Annotated in this window: 12 protein-coding genes; 6 read left to right on the top strand and 6 right to left on the bottom strand. The window is 67.6% G+C overall.

Features of this window, described 5'->3' with window-relative positions:
• Nucleotides 1–386 precede the first annotated feature (386 nt).
• The 3 genes from BLR41_RS08760 to BLR41_RS08770 are packed head-to-tail and all read left to right on the top strand — an operon-like array spanning nt 387 to nt 10,248.
• Nucleotides 387–2,156 (top strand): fatty acyl-AMP ligase, encoded by a 1,770-nt coding sequence (locus tag BLR41_RS08760; RefSeq protein ID WP_092627479.1) that lies wholly within the window; start codon nt 387–389, stop codon nt 2,154–2,156.
• Nucleotides 2,149–8,670: a type I polyketide synthase gene (locus tag BLR41_RS08765; RefSeq protein ID WP_092627480.1), complete on the top strand. Its 6,522-nt coding sequence runs from the start codon at nt 2,149–2,151 to the stop codon at nt 8,668–8,670. Before BLR41_RS08760 ends, BLR41_RS08765 begins: the two co-directional genes overlap by 8 nt.
• A gap of 3 nt (nt 8,671–8,673) precedes the next feature.
• Nucleotides 8,674–10,248: an acyl-CoA carboxylase subunit beta gene (locus BLR41_RS08770; RefSeq protein ID WP_092627481.1), complete on the top strand. Its 1,575-nt coding sequence runs from the start codon at nt 8,674–8,676 to the stop codon at nt 10,246–10,248.
• Between the two features lie 199 nt (nt 10,249–10,447).
• Here BLR41_RS08770 and BLR41_RS08775 read toward each other — a convergent pair whose 3' ends face one another.
• On the bottom strand, nt 10,448–11,680 hold the full coding sequence (locus tag BLR41_RS08775) for a PucR-like N-terminal domain-containing protein (protein WP_092627482.1): 1,233 nt from the start codon (nt 11,678–11,680) through the stop codon (nt 10,448–10,450).
• Between the two features lie 444 nt (nt 11,681–12,124).
• Between BLR41_RS08775 and BLR41_RS08780 the strand changes: the two genes are divergently transcribed.
• On the top strand, nt 12,125–12,496 hold the full coding sequence (locus tag BLR41_RS08780) for a cupin domain-containing protein (protein ID WP_092627483.1): 372 nt from the start codon (nt 12,125–12,127) through the stop codon (nt 12,494–12,496).
• A 49-nt stretch (nt 12,497–12,545) separates the two neighbouring features.
• On the opposite strand, the gene BLR41_RS08785 is transcribed toward BLR41_RS08780, so the two are convergent.
• Genes BLR41_RS08785 through BLR41_RS08795 form a run of 3 tightly spaced genes read right to left on the bottom strand, consistent with a single transcriptional unit; the run spans nt 12,546 to nt 14,360 of the window.
• Nucleotides 12,546–13,121 (bottom strand): YdeI/OmpD-associated family protein, encoded by a 576-nt coding sequence (locus tag BLR41_RS08785; protein ID WP_092627484.1) that lies wholly within the window; start codon nt 13,119–13,121, stop codon nt 12,546–12,548.
• Nucleotides 13,122–13,152: 31 nt separating this feature from the next.
• Nucleotides 13,153–13,503 carry a DUF397 domain-containing protein gene (locus BLR41_RS23465; RefSeq protein WP_092627485.1) on the bottom strand — a complete coding sequence of 117 codons (351 nt, stop codon included), beginning with the start codon at nt 13,501–13,503 and terminating at the stop codon, nt 13,153–13,155.
• Complete coding sequence (locus tag BLR41_RS08795; RefSeq protein WP_218120010.1) at nt 13,500–14,360, bottom strand: helix-turn-helix domain-containing protein; 861 nt, start codon at nt 14,358–14,360, stop codon at nt 13,500–13,502. Before BLR41_RS08795 ends, BLR41_RS23465 begins: the two co-directional genes overlap by 4 nt.
• Nucleotides 14,361–14,581: 221 nt before the next feature.
• On the opposite strand from BLR41_RS08795, the gene BLR41_RS22820 reads away from it, so the two are divergent.
• Nucleotides 14,582–14,755: a hypothetical protein gene (locus BLR41_RS22820; protein WP_176797884.1), complete on the top strand. Its 174-nt coding sequence runs from the start codon at nt 14,582–14,584 to the stop codon at nt 14,753–14,755.
• A 9-nt stretch (nt 14,756–14,764) separates the two neighbouring features.
• Nucleotides 14,765–14,893, top strand: a complete 129-nt coding sequence (locus BLR41_RS23675; RefSeq protein ID WP_281240947.1) for a hypothetical protein — start codon at nt 14,765–14,767, stop codon at nt 14,891–14,893.
• 180 nt (nt 14,894–15,073) lie between these two features.
• Here the strand turns inward: BLR41_RS23675 and BLR41_RS08800 are convergent, their stop codons facing one another.
• Nucleotides 15,074–15,496 (bottom strand): nuclear transport factor 2 family protein, encoded by a 423-nt coding sequence (locus tag BLR41_RS08800; RefSeq protein ID WP_092627601.1) that lies wholly within the window; start codon nt 15,494–15,496, stop codon nt 15,074–15,076.
• A 92-nt stretch (nt 15,497–15,588) separates the two neighbouring features.
• Nucleotides 15,589–16,002, bottom strand: coding sequence for a hypothetical protein (locus BLR41_RS08805; RefSeq protein ID WP_143013027.1), 414 nt, complete (start codon nt 16,000–16,002; stop codon nt 15,589–15,591).
• Nucleotides 16,003–16,102 lie beyond the last annotated feature (100 nt).

Consider the following 16,102-nt stretch of genomic DNA (forward strand, 5'->3'; position numbering starts at 1 on the left):
CGGTTTCGCGTGGAGCCGCGGGACGGCCGTGTCCGGGAGGGGGCACGTGGTTCCCCCACCGTAATCGGGTTCCGTGTCTTCGTGCGCTCCATGGCAGCCTGGTATGGCCAGTGGGGTGGGGCTCCCGAGTCCGTTGGTCCGACGGCGAAAGTGCGGCGATTCCGCCGCTGTCGTGGTCTTCGCTGTGATTGTCAGACGCGTGACAAGAAGATCGTCCGTCATGCGCAGGGGAATGCGTGTTGTTTCTGTTCTCGTGTTTGGTGTGTTTGCTCTTCTTGACACCATCCGGGTCGCGTGAAAAATTCTCCCCATTGCTGGACCCGATAGTTCGTGCTTTTCGTTTCGTTCTCGGTATTCGTGTTTCGCTCCCGGCGTGGGAAGGTGTTATGGAATTTACGGCCGCGGGACCGGCGCCGCACGACGGTGGGACGACCCTGACCGGGTATCTGGACCGCTCCGTGGCGGAGCGTCCGGATGCCGTCGCGATCACCTTCGTCGACTACGAGGCGAGCAAGGACGGTCTCACCACTTCGTTGACGATCTCCGAGCTGCATCGTCGTGTGCACGCGGTGGCGGCCTGGGCGGCACACCGTTGCGATCCGGGAGAACGGGTGGCGATCCTGGCTCCGCAGGGAATCGAGTACGTCATCGGTTTCCTGGGGGCCGTTCGGGCCGGTGCCGTCGCGGTACCGCTGTTCCACCCGGACATGCCCGGGCAGGAGGGCAGGCTCGACGCCGTACTCGACGACTGCGAACCGGCGTGCGTACTGACCACGAAGGACGCGTTCGACCGGGTGCGGGAGGTGATCCGGCAGCGCGGGGCCCGCGCGCCGCGGGAGTGCCTGGCCGTCGACACCCTCCAGGAGGAGTGGTCGGCCGAGCCGCTTTCGCCGCCCGCCGCGCCGGACGATGTCGCCTACCTGCAGTACACCTCCGGTTCCACTCGGGTACCCGCCGGTGTGCGGATCACCCACGCCAATGTGGTCGCCAACGCGCGACAGGCCCTGTCCGCCTACTTCGGCGAGCGGGTCGAGGGCGGAGCCACCGTCAGTTGGCTACCGCTGTTCCACGACATGGGGCTGGTGCTTTCGGTGGCCGCCCCCGTGGTGGGCGGCATCAAGTCCGTCCTGCTGGATCCCGCGGCTTTCCTGCAGCAGCCGGGACGCTGGTTGCGCCAGCTCGCGGCGAACCCGCGCTGCATCACCGCCGCTCCGAACTTCGCCTTCGACTACACCGCGGCCAGGGTGACCGACCGGGAGAAGGCGTGGACGAGGTTGGACCGGGTGGTCGCGATGATCAATGGCAGCGAGCCCGTGCTGCCGTGGACCGTGGAGCGCTTCAACCGGGCGTTCGAGTCCTGTGGCCTGCGGCCGGAGGTTCACCGTTGTTCGTTCGGGCTGGCGGAGGCGACCGTGTTCGTCGCCACCAGCCCGGCCGGGACCGTCCCCCGGAGCGTTCGGTTCGACCGGGACGCCCTCGGCACGGGGACAGCGGTGACGGCGGACGACGGGACCCCGTCGAGCACGTTGGTCTCCTGTGGCAGCCCGCTCGGGCAGCGGGTTGCCATCGTCGATCCCCAGTCCCATCGTCCGCTCCCGGACGCGTCCGTGGGGGAGATCTGGGTGAACGGCCCCAACATCGGGCAGGGCTATTGGAACTGGGACGGTGCCGCCTCCGCCGAGGTTTTCCGAGCTCGGTTGCACGAACCGGGTGAGTTACCGGAAATCGGCTGGCTGCGCACCGGTGATCTCGGGGTTCGTTACGACGGTGAGCTGTTCGTGACGGGCAGGATCAAGGATCTGATCATTCTGGACGGTCGCAACCACTATCCGCAGGACCTGGAACAGACCGTGGAACAGCGGTCCGAGGTGCGCAAGCACCACACCGCGGCGTTCTCCGTCAGCGTCGACGGCACCGAACGAGTGGTGATAGCCGCCGAGTACTCCCGCTCGCTCCCACCCGAACGACGGTTCCCCTCGGAAACCGAAGTGGCCCTGCGCAAGGACATCGCCGGTGCCCACGGCGTGAGCCTGCACGAGCTGCTGCTGCTCGAACCGGACACCGTCCCCCACACGTCCAGCGGCAAGGTGGCGCGCCGCGACTGCAGGCGGCGTTACCTCGATGGTGAACTGAGCTCGGAGAAGGCCCATGACTGATCGGTGGGAACTCGGCGAGTGGCTCGTGCACCGTATCGCCGAACGCACCGGGATGAGTCCCGCACGGATCGAAACCGACAGACCCTTCGACGAGTTCGGGCTCTCCTCTCGGGACGTCGTGGCGCTGTCGGGTGATCTGGAAACTCTGCTGGGCAGATCACTTCCCGCGACGCTGCTCTGGGAGTTTCCCACGATCGAACGGCTGGCCGAGGCGCTGGCCGGTTCCGGTTCGGCCGGTTCGACCGTTGCCGGAACCGAGCCTGCCGAACCGGTCGCGGTGATCGGACTCGGGTGTCGTTTCCCGGGAGCCGACGGCCCGGAACGGTTCTGGGAGCTGCTGCGTTCGGGAACCGATGCGGTCGGCACCGTTCCCGACCGACGTTGGCAGGACTTCGCGCCCGGGCAGCGGGCAGTGCTGGAGGACCTTCCCACCTCGGGGGGATATCTGACGGACGTGGCCGCGTTCGACGCGGGGTTCTTCGAGATTTCCCCGCGTGAAGCCGAGGTCATGGATCCGCAGCAGCGGTTGCTGCTCGAGGTGAGTTGGGAGGCGCTGGAGAACGCGGGCGTGGTTCCCGAACGGTTGCGGGGCTCGAACACCGGGGTTTTCGTGGGGGTCTCCGCCGCGGAGTACAACCAGCTGACCACGAGGGATCTCGGATCGATCGACGCGTGGACCGGAACGGGCGGTGCGATGAGCGTGATCGCCAACCGGCTGTCCTATCTGCTGGATCTACGCGGTCCCAGCCTCGCTGTCGACACCGCTTGCTCCTCCTCGCTGGTGGCGCTGCACCAGGCGTGCGCCAGCCTGCGTGCGGGGGAGAGCCGCACTGCCCTGGCGGGCGGGGTGAACCTGCTGTTGGCCCCAGCGGTCACCGCCAATTTCCACAGTGCCGGTGCGCTGGCCGCCGACGGGCGCTGCAAACCCTTCGACGCCGCCGCCGACGGCATCGTCCGTGGCGAGGGATGCGGCCTCGTCGTGCTCAAGCTGCTGTCCGAGGCCAATCGGGACGGTGACCGGGTGCACGCGGTGATCCGCGGTTCCGCGGTGAACTCCGACGGCCGTTCCAACGGGCTCATGGCCCCCAACCCCGCGGCCCAGGAAGGACTGCTGCGTTCGGCCTGCGCCACCGCCGATCTCGACCCCGGCGTGCTGGACTACGTGGAGGCCCACGGCACGGGAACCCTGCTGGGGGATCCGATCGAGGCGAGGGCGCTGGGGGCGGTGTTCGGTGCCGATCGCACGGTGGATCGGCCGCTGCTGCTCGGTTCGGTCAAGGCGAACCTCGGGCATCTGGAGGCGGCGGCGGGCATCGCCGGGATCATCAAGGTGGTACTGGCCATGCGGCACGGCCGGTTACCGGCCACACCGCACTATCACACTCCCAACCCCCACATTCCCTTCGAACGCGCGCGTCTGGAGGTCGTGGGGCACGAGCGGCCCTGGCCGGAGTACTCCGGCGTCGCACGTGCCGGTGTCTCCGGTTTCGGATTCGGTGGCACCAACGCGCACGTGGTGCTGGAGTCCTGGCCGGACCCACCCGAGAGCGAGCGGGAAGTTCCCGGACCGCACACGCTGTTCCTGTCCGGAAGTACCGAGTCCCACCTGCGACGGACGGCGGCGCGGTTGGCCGAACGACTACGCGATCGCGGACACGCCGACACTCCGATCACCGACATCGCCCACACCCTGCTGCGGCACCGCAGGCAGCACGCTCGGCGCGGCGCTGTCGTCGGGCAGGACCGCGCCCGGCTCGCGGAGGGGTTGGACGCGCTCGCCGCTGGGGAGAACGCCGCCGGAGTGGTGCGTGGGCACGGCGGTTGGGTGGGTGAACCGGTGTGGGTGTTCTCCGGCTACGGTTCACAGTGGCCCGGAATGTGCCGCGAACTGCTGCGGGACGAGCCCGCCCTAGCGGAGTCGTTGCGACGGCACGACACCGAGTTCGACGCCGTGACCGGGTTCTCGCTGTACGAGACGCTCGCGGCGGGCTCCGAACTCGACGGGCTGTACCGAACCCAGCTCGGACTGTTCGGTACCCAGCTCGCACTGGCTGAACTGTGGAAGTCCCACGGCGCCCGCCCGGGCGCGATCATCGGGCACTCCATGGGGGAGGTGGCCGCCGCCGTGGCGGCCGGGGCGCTGGATTACGGTACGGGACTGCGGGTCATGGACACCCGTACCAGGCTGTTGGCCGAGATGGAAGTCGCGGGCGGTGGGGCCATGGCGGTCCTGGAGGGAGCGCCCGACGAAATCGCCGAGCTGACTGACTGGTTTCCAGGGGCGGTCGTGGCGGTACACACTTCCTCCCGTCGCTGCACGGTCGCGGGCCCGGCCGACGAGATCGAGCTGTTGGCCGCGCATTTCCGGCGCCGTGACCGCGTGGCCCGGGTGCTCGACGTGGCCGGAGCCGGACACACCTCCGCCGTCGATCCGCTGCTGGGCAGGTTGCGGGAGGAACTGGCCGATCTCGCCCCGGCCACCCCGGAGATCCCCGTCTACAGCACCGTCGAACACGAATCCGGGGTCACTCCGACGTTCGACGCCGACTACTGGGCGCGGAACCTGCGTCGCCCGGTGTTGCTGGACCGCGCCGTGCGGGAAGCGGTGGCCGAGGGGTTCGACACCTTCGTCGAGATCGCCCCGCACCCGATAGTCACGGCTGGTGTCGAGGAGTCGGCGGTCGACGCCGGTGCGGGTGACCCGCTGCTGGTGTTCGGTTCACGTCGGGACACCGACGAGACGGCGACGTTCCGCGAGAATCTCGTTCGACTGCACGTCAACGGACGACTACCCGAACCGCCCGGTGTTCCCGCGGGCAACATCGCCGAGTTGCCGTTGCCCGTCTGGGAGCACCAGCGGTACTGGATCTCCGCCGGCAGGGCGAACGCCGCCGGGGGAGAGCATCGGTTGCTCGGACATCACGTGGAGCTCCCGGACGGGCGGCACGCCTGGCAGGGCGAGATCGGGACCGGCTCCCTTCCCTGGCTGGGCGATCACCGGGTGCACGACACCGGAGTGCTGGCCGGTACCGGGTATCTGGAGATGACGCTGGCCGCCGCGGCCCGGGCCCTGGACCTCCAGCCGGAGCGGCTGTTGCTCGACGAGCTCGGACTGCACGACATGCTCGTGCTCGCTCCGGAGCTGACGGTTACCACGGTGGTCACCCCGCACGAACCCGAGCAGTACGGCACCGGTGGTGTGACCGTCGAGGTGCACAGCCGTTCCGCGAACGGCGGTTGGCGTCGACACGCCGTCGCCGAAGTGATTCGCGCGACTCCCGAGACTCCCGCAGAGCGTGACTCCGCCGGGTGGGACCCCACCGCTTCCGAAAACGGGACCGAACAGGTGCGGCTGTATCCCGCGCTGCGCGCGGCGGGGCAGGAGTACGGACCGGCCTTCCGGCCCGTGCGGCGAGCACAGGCCGGTGACGCGGGCGCGGTTGCCGAACTCGCGTTGCCCGCCGAGGCGGGAAGCTGCCGGGAGTTCCTCGTGCATCCGGTGATCGCGGACGGCTGTCTGCAGACGCTCGTCGCGGCCGCGATCGGTACCGACGGCTCCGCGGAAGTCGAGCTGTTCGTTCCGGTCGAGTTGCGCGACGTGCGGCTGTTCCGACACGTGCCCTCCCGGGTTCGTTGTCACGCCAGGCTGGTCACGAGTCCCGGAGAGCCTGAGGTGACCGGCTCCGTGTTCGTCACCGACGAGCACGAGCGTGCGGTGCTGCGGATCGGACTGGTCCGCGCACGCCGCATGGGGGCCACTCCCGTACCGCGTGATCCCGCCGAAGCCGGATTGCGGTTGTGCTGGGAGGAGTCCGACCTTCCGGAGCCCACTCGCGGTGGCGGTGACTGGCTGCTGTTCGGCGCGGCCCCGGAACTGGCCCAGCGGCTGCGGGACCGTGGTCGACGCGTCACCAGTGCCACCCCGTGGCCGGATGGCGGGCTGCCGCGAAAACTCGACGAGGCCGAAGGCTTCCTGGAAGCGGCCGGTGCCCCCGCGGGAGTGATCGTTCTCATCGGGGAGCACGACACCCTCGAAGCTCGCTTCTCTGCAGCGCGAGAGCGGTTGCTCCGCCTGGCGGGGCTGGTGCGGGTCCTGGCGAGCCACGACGGTGCTCCCGCGAGGCTGTGGCTGGTCAGCACCAGTTCGGCCGACGCGGAGCTTCGGGCGTTGGTCCGGGTGCTCACCTTCGAACACCCCGGGCTTCGTGTTTCGCTTCTCGAGGGAGGCGGGGCGGACGCGGAGGCGCTGGCCGACGAGTTGTGCGCCGAGACCGCCGAGGACGACGTGTGTCGCGACGGAGAACGTCGCCACGTCGCCAGGCTGCACAGCGTGCGGCCCGATCCCCCGGTCGCCGCACCCGCGGTGCGGCCGCAGTCCTACCTGATCACCGGTGGGTTGGGCGGCCTCGGCCGCACCTTCGCCCGCTGGCTGGCCGAGCGGGGCGCCGCTCGGGTGGTGCTCAACGGTCGTCGCGACCCGGCTCCGGACGTCGAGCGCGACATCGAACGACTCCGCGCGGGTGGAACCGAGGTCGTGGTGGTCACCGGCGACATCGGCGAAGCGGGCACGGCCGAGCGGCTGGTCGCGGCCGCCACCGACGGGGGGCTCACGCTGTGCGGGGTGCTGCACGCCGCCGGGACGCTGGACGACGGTCCGTTCACCGAGTCGACCGAGCAGGGGCTGGAGCGCGTCTGGCACGCCAAGGTCGGGGGCGGCCTACGGCTGCACGAGGCCACCCTCGGCTCCGAACCGGACTGGTGGGTCGCCTTCTCCTCTGCGGCGGCCCTGCTCGGTTCACCGGGTCAGGCCGCTTACGCCACCGCCAACGCGGCCCTGGACGACCTGGTGCGGTGGCGCCGCGCACAAGGGCTCGTCGGCACCAGCGTGCAATGGGGGGTGTGGGGCGAGGCGGGGGGCGCGAGCGAGTCCTTCACCGGGGTGCTGCGCCCGTTGTCCACCGCCACCGGTACCGAGGCGTTCGAAGCCCTGTTGGGGGCCGAACAACCGGTTACGGGAGTGGCATGGCTCGATGGGAACCGGGCCGGCCGGATGTTCCCGGAACTGTCCGCACGCCCGTTCTTCCGGCACGTGGTGGGCGAGCAACCGCGCGCCGCTGTCGGTACCGACCCCGAACAGCTCCGCGCTGCCACCCCGGAAGCAGCACTGCGCACGGTGACTTCGACGCTGACGCGGCTGCTGGGCGAGATCATCGGCACGGCCGCGGCCGATGTGGACCCCGACCGGCCGTTGACCGAGCTCGGACTCGACTCGCTGATGGCCATGCGAGCTCGCAACGCGGTCGAACGCGAGTTCGGGGTCGGTATCGCCCCCGCCATGCTGTTGCGGGGCTGCAGCACCGCCGAACTGGCGACCCGGCTGATCACCGACCTCGGGATCGATCCCCCCGGCGCCCAGCGGGTTAACCCCGAACCGGCAGCCCCGCGCTCGATCGGTGCGCGCGATGCCACGGAACGCTGGTTGGCGCACCTGTGGCGCGAGGTTCTGGGGCTGGAGAGCGTAGGAGTCGACCAGGACTTCTACCGGCTCGGCGGTGACGAGTCGCTGGCGGAGAAGGTCACCACGGCGGTGCGGGAGCGGCTGGGCACCGAGGTACCGACACTGTTCGGGCAGCCCACGATCGAGCGAATGGCCGACCTCCTCCGGGATTCCTTCGAACTCTCGGGCGGGCCGGTACGGACACTCCACACCGAGGGGCGGGCCACGCCACTGTTCCTGTTCCATCCCGCCGGTGGTCCCACCAGCGTGTACCAGCCCCTGGTCGAACGGCTCGGCGGAGAGCAGCCCTGCTACGGCATGGAACGGTTGGACCGGTACGAGACCGTTCCCGAGAAAGCCGCCCACTACATCGAGCTGATCCGCGAGATCCAGCCCGAGGGGCCCTACCGCCTGGGTGGTTGGTCCTTCGGTGGGTGTCTGGCCTTCGAGACGGCACGTCAACTGGCCGACCGGGGCGAGGAAGTGGAAACGCTCCTACTCATCGACTCCATCCTGCCGCTGCCGGCCCAGGGGATCTCGGACGAGGAACTGATAACCCGCCGCTTCCGGCGATTCGTCGAACACATCGAGCACACCTACGGGGTCTCGCTGCCGGTTCCGGTCGACGAGCTGGACGAGTTCGACGAGCAGGAACAGCTGGAACGGATCATGGCGGCGCTCGCTGGTGAGGAACTCGGTATCGGCGCCGGTGTGCTGCGGCACCAGTACACATCCTATGTGGACGCCAGAATCGCGGAACGCTACGAACCCGGTCGCTACGAGGGGCCGGTGGTGCTCTACCGCGCCGCCGAGGCCGAAAGCACCACGACCACCCTCGATCCCCGCTACCTGCGTGCTGACGACTCACTCGGTTGGGAGGAGTACGCCACGGACCTGGAAGTCGTGCGGGTACCCGGAGACCACCTCTCGATGATCGACCCACCGCACGTCGACGTCATGGCCGACCACCTCCGGCGAGTGCTCGGCATCGGTGACAGCAGTGAAGTCAGGGAGTGACCCATGCCGGACAACGAACCCCGTGGTACGTCCCAACGCCTCGACGATCTCGAACAACGGCGTGGCGAAGCGGTTTCCCGAGCCGACGAGGTCGCGGCGGCCAAGCAGCATCCCAAAGGCAAGTACACCGCGCGGGAACGAATCGAGCTACTGGTCGACGAGGACTCCTTCGTCGAGGTGGGCGAGTTCACGCTGCAGCGCGCCACCGCGTTCGACGCGGGTGCCGAGCGCTGCTACGGCGACGGGGTGGTGACCGGCTACGCCACGGTGGACGGCAGGCGGATCTGCCTCTTCTCGCACGACTTCACCACCTACGGCGGAAGCATGGGGGAGGCATTCGGCGAGAAGGTTCTCAAGATCATGGACATGGCCACCAAGGCGGGCTGCCCCGTCGTCGGAATCAACGATTCCGGCGGGGCGCGAATCCAGGAAGGGGTGGTCTCGCTCGCCTACTACGCGGAGCTGAGCAGGCGCAACTCGAGAGCCTCGGGAGTGGTGCCCCAGATATCGGTGGTCATGGGGCCGTGCGCGGGCGGCGCCGTCTACACGCCCGCGCTGACCGACTTCACCGTGATGGTCGACCGGACCTCGCGCATGTTCGTCACCGGCCCCGACGTGGTGCGTTCGGTGACCGGGGAGAACATCTCGGCCGAGGAGCTCGGGGGAGCCGAGGTCAACGGCAGCGTGAGCGGCAACGCCCACTACGTCGCCTCGGACGAGGTCGACGCGCTCGACTGGGTGCGCACGCTGCTGGCGTTCCTGCCCGCCAACAACCTGGCCGTGGCACCGGAGTACCCGGCGCTGGAGCCCGCCGCTTCCGCAGCCGAGCTCGACACCGTGGTGCCCGACTCACCCAACCAGTCCTACGACATGCGGCGGGTGCTGGCTGCGGTGCTCGACGACGGCGAACTGCTGGAGGTGCACGCCTCGTTCGCCCCGAACGTGCTGTGCGGTTTCGGTCGACTGCGAGGACGAACCGTCGGAGTGGTCGCCAACCAGCCGCTGCGGCAGTCGGGAATCATGGACATCGACGCGTCCGAGAAGGCCGCACGCTTCGTGCGCTTCTGCGACGCGTTCAACATCGCCCTGCTCACGTTCGTCGACGTACCCGGTTATCTCCCCGGCGGGGAACAGGAACAGCGGGGAATAATCCGACGCGGCGCCAAGCTGCTCTACGCCTATTCGGAGGCCACCGTTCCGAAGGTGACCGTGGTGACCAGGAAGGCCTACGGTGGCGGTTACGCCGTGATGGGATCCAAACATCTCGGTGCCGACGTCAACCTGGCCTGGCCCACCGCCGAGATCGCGGTCATGGGGGCCGAAGGTGCGGTCGAACTGCTCCACCGTGCCGAGTTGGCCGAAGCCGAGACCAACGGCGTCCGCGCCTCGGTCCGCGCGAAGTTGATCGCCGAGTATCGGGCCACCATGACGACTCCCTACGTGGCGGCCGAACGCGGTTACGTCGATTCGGTGATCCGGCCCTCCCTTACGCGCGCCCGAGTGTCCGACGCGTTGCTGATGCTCGAGGCGAAACGGGAGGACTCCCCGCCGAAGAAGCACAGCACCATGCCGCTGTGATCCCCTGGCGACAGGGCTCACCGTCCCGGCGATTTCGCGAGAAAACGAGATCCGAGGCGGACCGTCTCCCGCCGGAAACCGTGCTCTAGCGAGGAAAACCCGACGGGCGTAGGCGTCCTACTCGACGTCGGGTCTTCCGGAATGAGAGTGGGCGGAAGGTTCCGCCTAGCGGGGGCCTGTCACCCCGAGCGGGGAGCCTTCATTCCGCCAGCCAGTCCTCGGTGTCGCCGGAGAGCATGTTCGATGCCCGCAGCACTATCTCCATGTCGAAACGGGACTCGGGGTCGTGCAGTGCTTCGCCGAACAACTCGTCCAGCTGCCGTAACCGGTAGCGGACGGTCTGCGGGTGTACCCGCAGCCGCTGGGCGATCTCGGGGGCGCCACCGCGTGTCTGCAGCCAGCTCAGCAGGGTGGCGGCCAGCCGCGTCCGCTGTTTCGGACGCAGCCCGCTCAGCGGTGCCAGCCGCTGCCTGGCGAGTTCCTTGATCAGATGTTCGTCCTGCAGCAGCAGGATGCTCGACAGGTCCTCGTGACACCGGTTGATGTGCTGGTCCGGCCACACGCCGGAGCGGATCAGCCCCATCATCCGACGGCACCAGCGCAGCGACTTGCCCGCTTGGTCGAGGGCGACCGGGGAACCCACCACCACCCGCCACCCGGCCAGTTCGGTATCCCATTCGATCTCGTCCGGTTCACCGTGGTCACTGGGCAGCAACACGTGCGGTTCGACGCACTCCAGATCGACCAGGGCGTTCCAGCGGGCCAACGGGGTGCCGGTTCCGGCGCGGGTTTCGTCGTACCGCTCCAGTGCCGCCACGGTTACCTGCCGCGGCACCCGCCACTGCGCGGTGACGGCCGCTTCCTCGATGGTGCGCTGTGCCGGTTGTGGCTCCGAGACCAGCAACTCCAGCAGCCTCCTGCGCCTGCGGGCCAGTGTGCCCGCGGCACGGGCCTGCGCGGCCGCGTAGCCTTCCACCGCCAGGGCGGTCAGCTCGTCGATGTGGGCGAAGATCGCCTCGCCCAGCAACAGCGTGGTGCGTGGTGCAAGCCGTATCCGCTCGCCGATGCCCGCCACCCGCCGCCACGCCAGCCGTGCGCCGATCCGGTAGGCGGCCTGCAGGCTGTCCAGACTGCGACCCTCTCGCATCTCGGCCTTGCCCAGCGCGCGATGCACCTCTGCGCAGCGTCGCAGCGGTGTGCTCGGTTCGGCGATGCGGTCGACGAACCTGGTCAGGGCTTCCTCGATACCACGACGTATCGCGTGTACGTAGTGCTGGTCCAGCGGGCGGGCGTACTCGGGGATCCGCCGTTGGATCTCGGTGAGGATCTGGGTCGCCAGACTGGGTATCTCGGGCCGCAACAGGGTGGCGAGATTGTCGGGGAGCGCGGCCCACAGTCTGGTGGACTCGGTACTGTTGGCCAGTTTCGGCATAACCCTCCCTCGTGGAACGGAGGCGAGGAGAACCGGTTCGCGACTCCGGTTCTTGCTCCGTAGTTCGTGCTACTGATGAGTAATCACTCTAGTGACAGTTTCCCGGGATGCTTAATAGCCCGTTTGGGTGAGCGCGGTGTGTCATTTATTGGTAACACGTGAAAAATGGAGATATTTTGTTTTTCGTTAGGTTTTCGCGCAGTAGGTTCGAATATGCATCTGCAATTGCACGAATGTCCGCGCGGTGCCATTTCGAAGAGCGTGACTTTTCCGGTTCGTGTGGTTCGGGGTGTTCGCCGAGCCGTAGTTCCAGAGCAACCCGTAGCGTCGGGAAAGTAGGGATCCGGCCGCCCGATGTCGAGCGCGCGGAGCGAGAATTCGCGAGGGGTTCCGCCGATCGGGAACGCGGAGGCCGAGTCGACGGAGTCGCACTAGACTCGGGGCATGACTGATCATCCGGTTGACATCGCGGACAAGCTCTCCCGGGTTTCCGAGCACTGGGCGCCGAAAGTGGTGGCCCGGCTCAACGACTACGAGATCAAGGTGGTCAAGGTTCAGGGCGAGTTCGTCTGGCACACCCACGAGGACACCGACGAACTCTTCCTCGTCGTCGACGGTGAACTGACCATTCAGTTGCGGGACGGCGATGTTCGACTGCGCCCCGGGCAGTTGTACGTCGTTCCTCGCGGGGTGGAGCACTGCCCCGTGGCCGAGGGGGAGGTGCACGCGGTTCTCATGGAGCCGCGCGGAGTGGTCAACACCGGTGACGCGACGGACAGCTCACTGACGGCGTCCTACGACGATTCGCTGGCCTGAGCGCCGGACAGTCCGGAGCCGAGAGGAGGCGGTGGGAGCGGCCCGGTGCTCAGTGCAACTTGCGGTGCTCGGCCAGCATGGCTACGAAGCGGGAGATTCGGCGAGCGCGGGTGTCGGCTCGTTTGGCGTCGGCCACCCGGTGCAGGATCGCGTACCGGTTCTGGCTGTCGAGGGCGTCGAAGAACTCCCTGGCCGTCGGGTTGGCGTCCAGCTCACGCCGGAGGTCTTCGGGCACCGTGGCCGTGCGCTGCGGTTCGTAGGCCGCCTGCCACCTGCCGTCCTGCTTGGCCTTCTCGACCTCGCGTTGTCCGGGCTCGCGCATCCGCCCCGCTTCGATGAGGCGCTCCGCGTTGTCCCGGTTGATCCTCGACCACTTGCTCCGAGGTTTGCGCGGGGTGAAGCGCTGCAACCAGGAGCTGTCGTCGAAGGAGCGCTTCACGGCGTCGATCCAGCCGAAGCACAGCGCCTCGTCCAGGGCTCGCGCGTAGGAGACGGAGGTCGTCGCCGCGTTCTTCTTCGCGATGCGCAGCCACACCCCCGAGGAGTCGTCGTGGTTGTTCGCCAACCAGTTCCGCCACTCCTCGCCGGAGGCGAATTCGAGTACCGGTTCGTTCTCCGTCGTCATGCCCCGATCCAACCAGAACCGGTTCCCGCTCTCAGCTGTACTCCAGCGCCCCCCGCCGCACGGCGTCCAGGAAGTTGTTCCAGTGCGAGCGGTCGAAGACCAGCACGCCGCCGTGCGGATTCTTCGAGTCCCGCATCGCCACGCCGCCGGTCGGGTAGGCGACCTCGACGCAGTTGCCGCCCTGGTCCGAGCTGCGGCTGCTCTTGCGCCAACTCTTCTCCGGAACGGTCGCCACTTCCACACAGGAACCCTGATCTCCGCTGTAGCTGCTCTTGCGCCAGCTCATCTCCTCCGGGACAGTCGCCACTTCCACGCAGGATCCCTGGTCAGCGCTGTGACTGCTCTTGATCCAGGTCAGTCGTGACTGCGAGAGCGAAATCATGAGTACTCCTTCGCGACCGATTCGATCATTGTGGTTGAGTCGTCCGGAGACAGGGCAAGAGCACAGAGATGTTCGAAAGCCACGGTGTGCGCCTCGATTTCACCGGGTTCCTCCAAGTAGAGTGCACCTGCTCGATGTTCGACGTAGGTGACGCCCGGGTCGTCAGCCCAAGGAAAATCCAGGACCTGGAAGCGACCAATCATACCCGGATGAGCGCCGTACTCGAAAGGGATGACCTGCACGGTGATTTTTGGCCGCTTGCTCATCGAGTTCAGATGCACGAGCTGTTCGTGCATGACCTCTCTGCTACCGACACTGCGACGTAGCACTGCCTCATCCAACACTGCCCATACACGCAGCGGCTTGTCTTCCCGAGTGAGCGATTTCTGCCTGGACATGCGGACTTCGACGTGCTGGTCTATTTGTTCCTGGTGCCGTTCCACTGTGCCCCGTTGGGAAACAGCCCTCGCGTACTCGCGTGTCTGAAGCAAACCGGGGATGAGTTGGGCCTCATAGATGCGTATCTGCGAGGCACCTTGTTCGAGACCGACGAACGGGGAGAACCAGTCGGGGAGGGCTTCGGATTCGTAACTCTCCCACCAGCCCTTCTTACGGGCGTCCCTGGCGGCTTGAAGATAGTAGGGCCAGCGGTCCTCAGGCACACCGAACAGCGGGAGCAGGATCTCCTCGAGATCGCGGACCTTGGGTGGCACGAAGGCTGTCTCAATGTGGCCGACCTTCTGGGGGCTGCAGCGCAGCTTCTTCGCCACATCCCCGCGTTCAAGCGTGGCCTCTTTGCGCAGACGCGTCAGTTCGTGGGCCAGCCATCTGCGCCACACGGTCGGGCTTGAAGCCACGCCTGACCTCCGGTCTCTTCCGTGCCTGTCTCTTCGTCCACGACGTACGAGTGTTCGCCAACAGTATCGTTTGAACACGCAGTGTCATATCACTACACCTGATCAGGCAATAGAGATACTTAGAAGCTAAGTTTAGTCTATAAGTAGTGCTGGATATCACAACCCTTCTCCTTGAGAGGGAGTCCGGCACAAGGCGGAAACTTTCAGGTCAGGAGGTAGTCATGAGCAACAACGAGATCCTCGCTGCGGAGCACGCACCGGCTGAGCCGATGGGAGACGAAGCCGAGTTCGCCGCGCTGGTGGAGAGCTTCGTTCGCGAGCAGGCGCCGCGCGTGTTCGCGCTGGCCGAGGAGATGGGGGGGGGGGAGCGCGGCGACGCCGAGATCTCCGCGTGAGGCCTCGCCTTGGAAGAACATGCCGAAGTGTTCGGTGTGGAGGGGCGGCTGCGGGGAAGTTTCGGCTCCGCCGAGAGCGCGTGCGAGGTGTTCGGGATGACTCGCGAGCTCCGGCTGGTCTGGTTGCCGGAACCGTGAGCCGATGTTGCTTCGCCGGGCGGAACGCGTCGTCGCCGCGGATTCGTGTTCGACGACGCGTTCACCGGTATTCGCCTGGGTTGGGGCAGCGGTAGGGAACCTTTCGGAAAATCGCTGTTCGGTCCACAGCGGTCGTGGCCGGGCGGTTGTCCGTTCCCTCGGCCGGAGCGCGGTGGGTACTCAGTCGTGCGGCTCGACGATCGGCGTGTTCTGCGCGGCGGCCAGCCACCACCGCCCGTCCCGTTCGACCAGGGTGTACAGCGCCATCTCGGAGAACCCCGTCTCGTCGAGCGCCCGACGGCGGATGTGCGCGATCGCCACGCCGGGAGCCGGAGCGGTGACCCGCACGACCTCGAACCGCGAGGGTGGCGCCGCCTCCGCCGCCATGAGCACGCGATGCGTGTCGAGCAGTTCCTCGACGTCGTCCAGCGTCTCCCCGTAGGGAGTGCCCCAAAGCACGTCCGCCGCGAAGTCGCGGTCGTAGAGTTCGGTGTCGTAGGTGTCCAGGCCCCGCTGCAGCTGGGCGGTGAAGCGCTCCACCGCCCGCTCCGCAGCTTCCCGAACCGTCGGGTCATCCAGTCGTGGTCGGATCTTCGTGGTCATGCGCTGCTCCTCCGAACGGAATCGAACCGAGGTTAGGACCTCGACCGAACTCGAAGTCAATCTCGGAAAGCGGGGTCGCGTGAACGGTTCGGTCAGCGGCGGACGAGGATGGCGAGGTAGCCGTGTCCCGTTTCCTCGTGGTCCACCTCGCTCAACCGCCAGGACGAGAACTCCGACAGCCTCGTGAGCTCCTCGACGGAGCACAGCAGGTAGTCGAAGAACGGTGTCGCCCATCGTGCGTGCCGGATTCGCATCCGGAGTTGTCCCGGCAGTCTTCCTCGCGCGCGGTTGTGCCGGTGGTAGTCGAGGTGCTCGGAAGCCTCGGTGTGGTGCGGATCGAAGCCGGACGCGAGCACCCGCGTATCCGGGTTGGACACCCGGGCGAGCTCTTCGAGTACGCGAGCCGCCTGCTCACGGCCACCCGGCAGTCCGATGTTCTGGCCGAGCAGCAGGATCGTGTCGAAGGCACCGACACCGTCCGGCAGGGCGTCGGCGCACCCGACCATCGCGGCGGCACCGCGATCGCGTGCCGCGTGCACGGCGCCGGGCGAGGAGTCGACCCCCGAGCACGTCGAAACCGTAGCTGGTCAGCGGAACGGCGTGCCT

It is taken from the genome of Actinopolyspora mzabensis (assembly GCF_900101095.1).
Classification (GTDB): Bacteria; Actinomycetota; Actinomycetes; order Mycobacteriales; family Pseudonocardiaceae; genus Actinopolyspora; species Actinopolyspora mzabensis.

What these genes read in the sequence shown, in the direction of transcription:
- BLR41_RS08775 (WP_092627482.1), bottom strand. Translation starts at nt 11,680, where the DNA reads ATGCCGAAACTGGCCAACAGTACCGAGTCCACCAGACTGTGGGCCGCG.
- BLR41_RS08770 (WP_092627481.1), top strand. Translation starts at nt 8,674, where the DNA reads ATGCCGGACAACGAACCCCGTGGTACGTCCCAACGCCTCGACGATCTC.
- BLR41_RS08785 (WP_092627484.1), bottom strand. Translation starts at nt 13,121, where the DNA reads ATGACGACGGAGAACGAACCGGTACTCGAATTCGCCTCCGGCGAGGAG.
- BLR41_RS08800 (WP_092627601.1), bottom strand. Translation starts at nt 15,496, where the DNA reads ATGACCACGAAGATCCGACCACGACTGGATGACCCGACGGTTCGGGAA.
- BLR41_RS08760 (WP_092627479.1), top strand. Translation starts at nt 387, where the DNA reads ATGGAATTTACGGCCGCGGGACCGGCGCCGCACGACGGTGGGACGACC.
- BLR41_RS22820 (WP_176797884.1), top strand. Translation starts at nt 14,582, where the DNA reads ATGAGCAACAACGAGATCCTCGCTGCGGAGCACGCACCGGCTGAGCCG.
- BLR41_RS08805 (WP_143013027.1), bottom strand. Translation starts at nt 16,002, where the DNA reads ATGGTCGGGTGCGCCGACGCCCTGCCGGACGGTGTCGGTGCCTTCGAC.
- BLR41_RS08765 (WP_092627480.1), top strand. Translation starts at nt 2,149, where the DNA reads ATGACTGATCGGTGGGAACTCGGCGAGTGGCTCGTGCACCGTATCGCC.
- BLR41_RS08780 (WP_092627483.1), top strand. Translation starts at nt 12,125, where the DNA reads ATGACTGATCATCCGGTTGACATCGCGGACAAGCTCTCCCGGGTTTCC.
- BLR41_RS23465 (WP_092627485.1), bottom strand. Translation starts at nt 13,503, where the DNA reads ATGATTTCGCTCTCGCAGTCACGACTGACCTGGATCAAGAGCAGTCAC.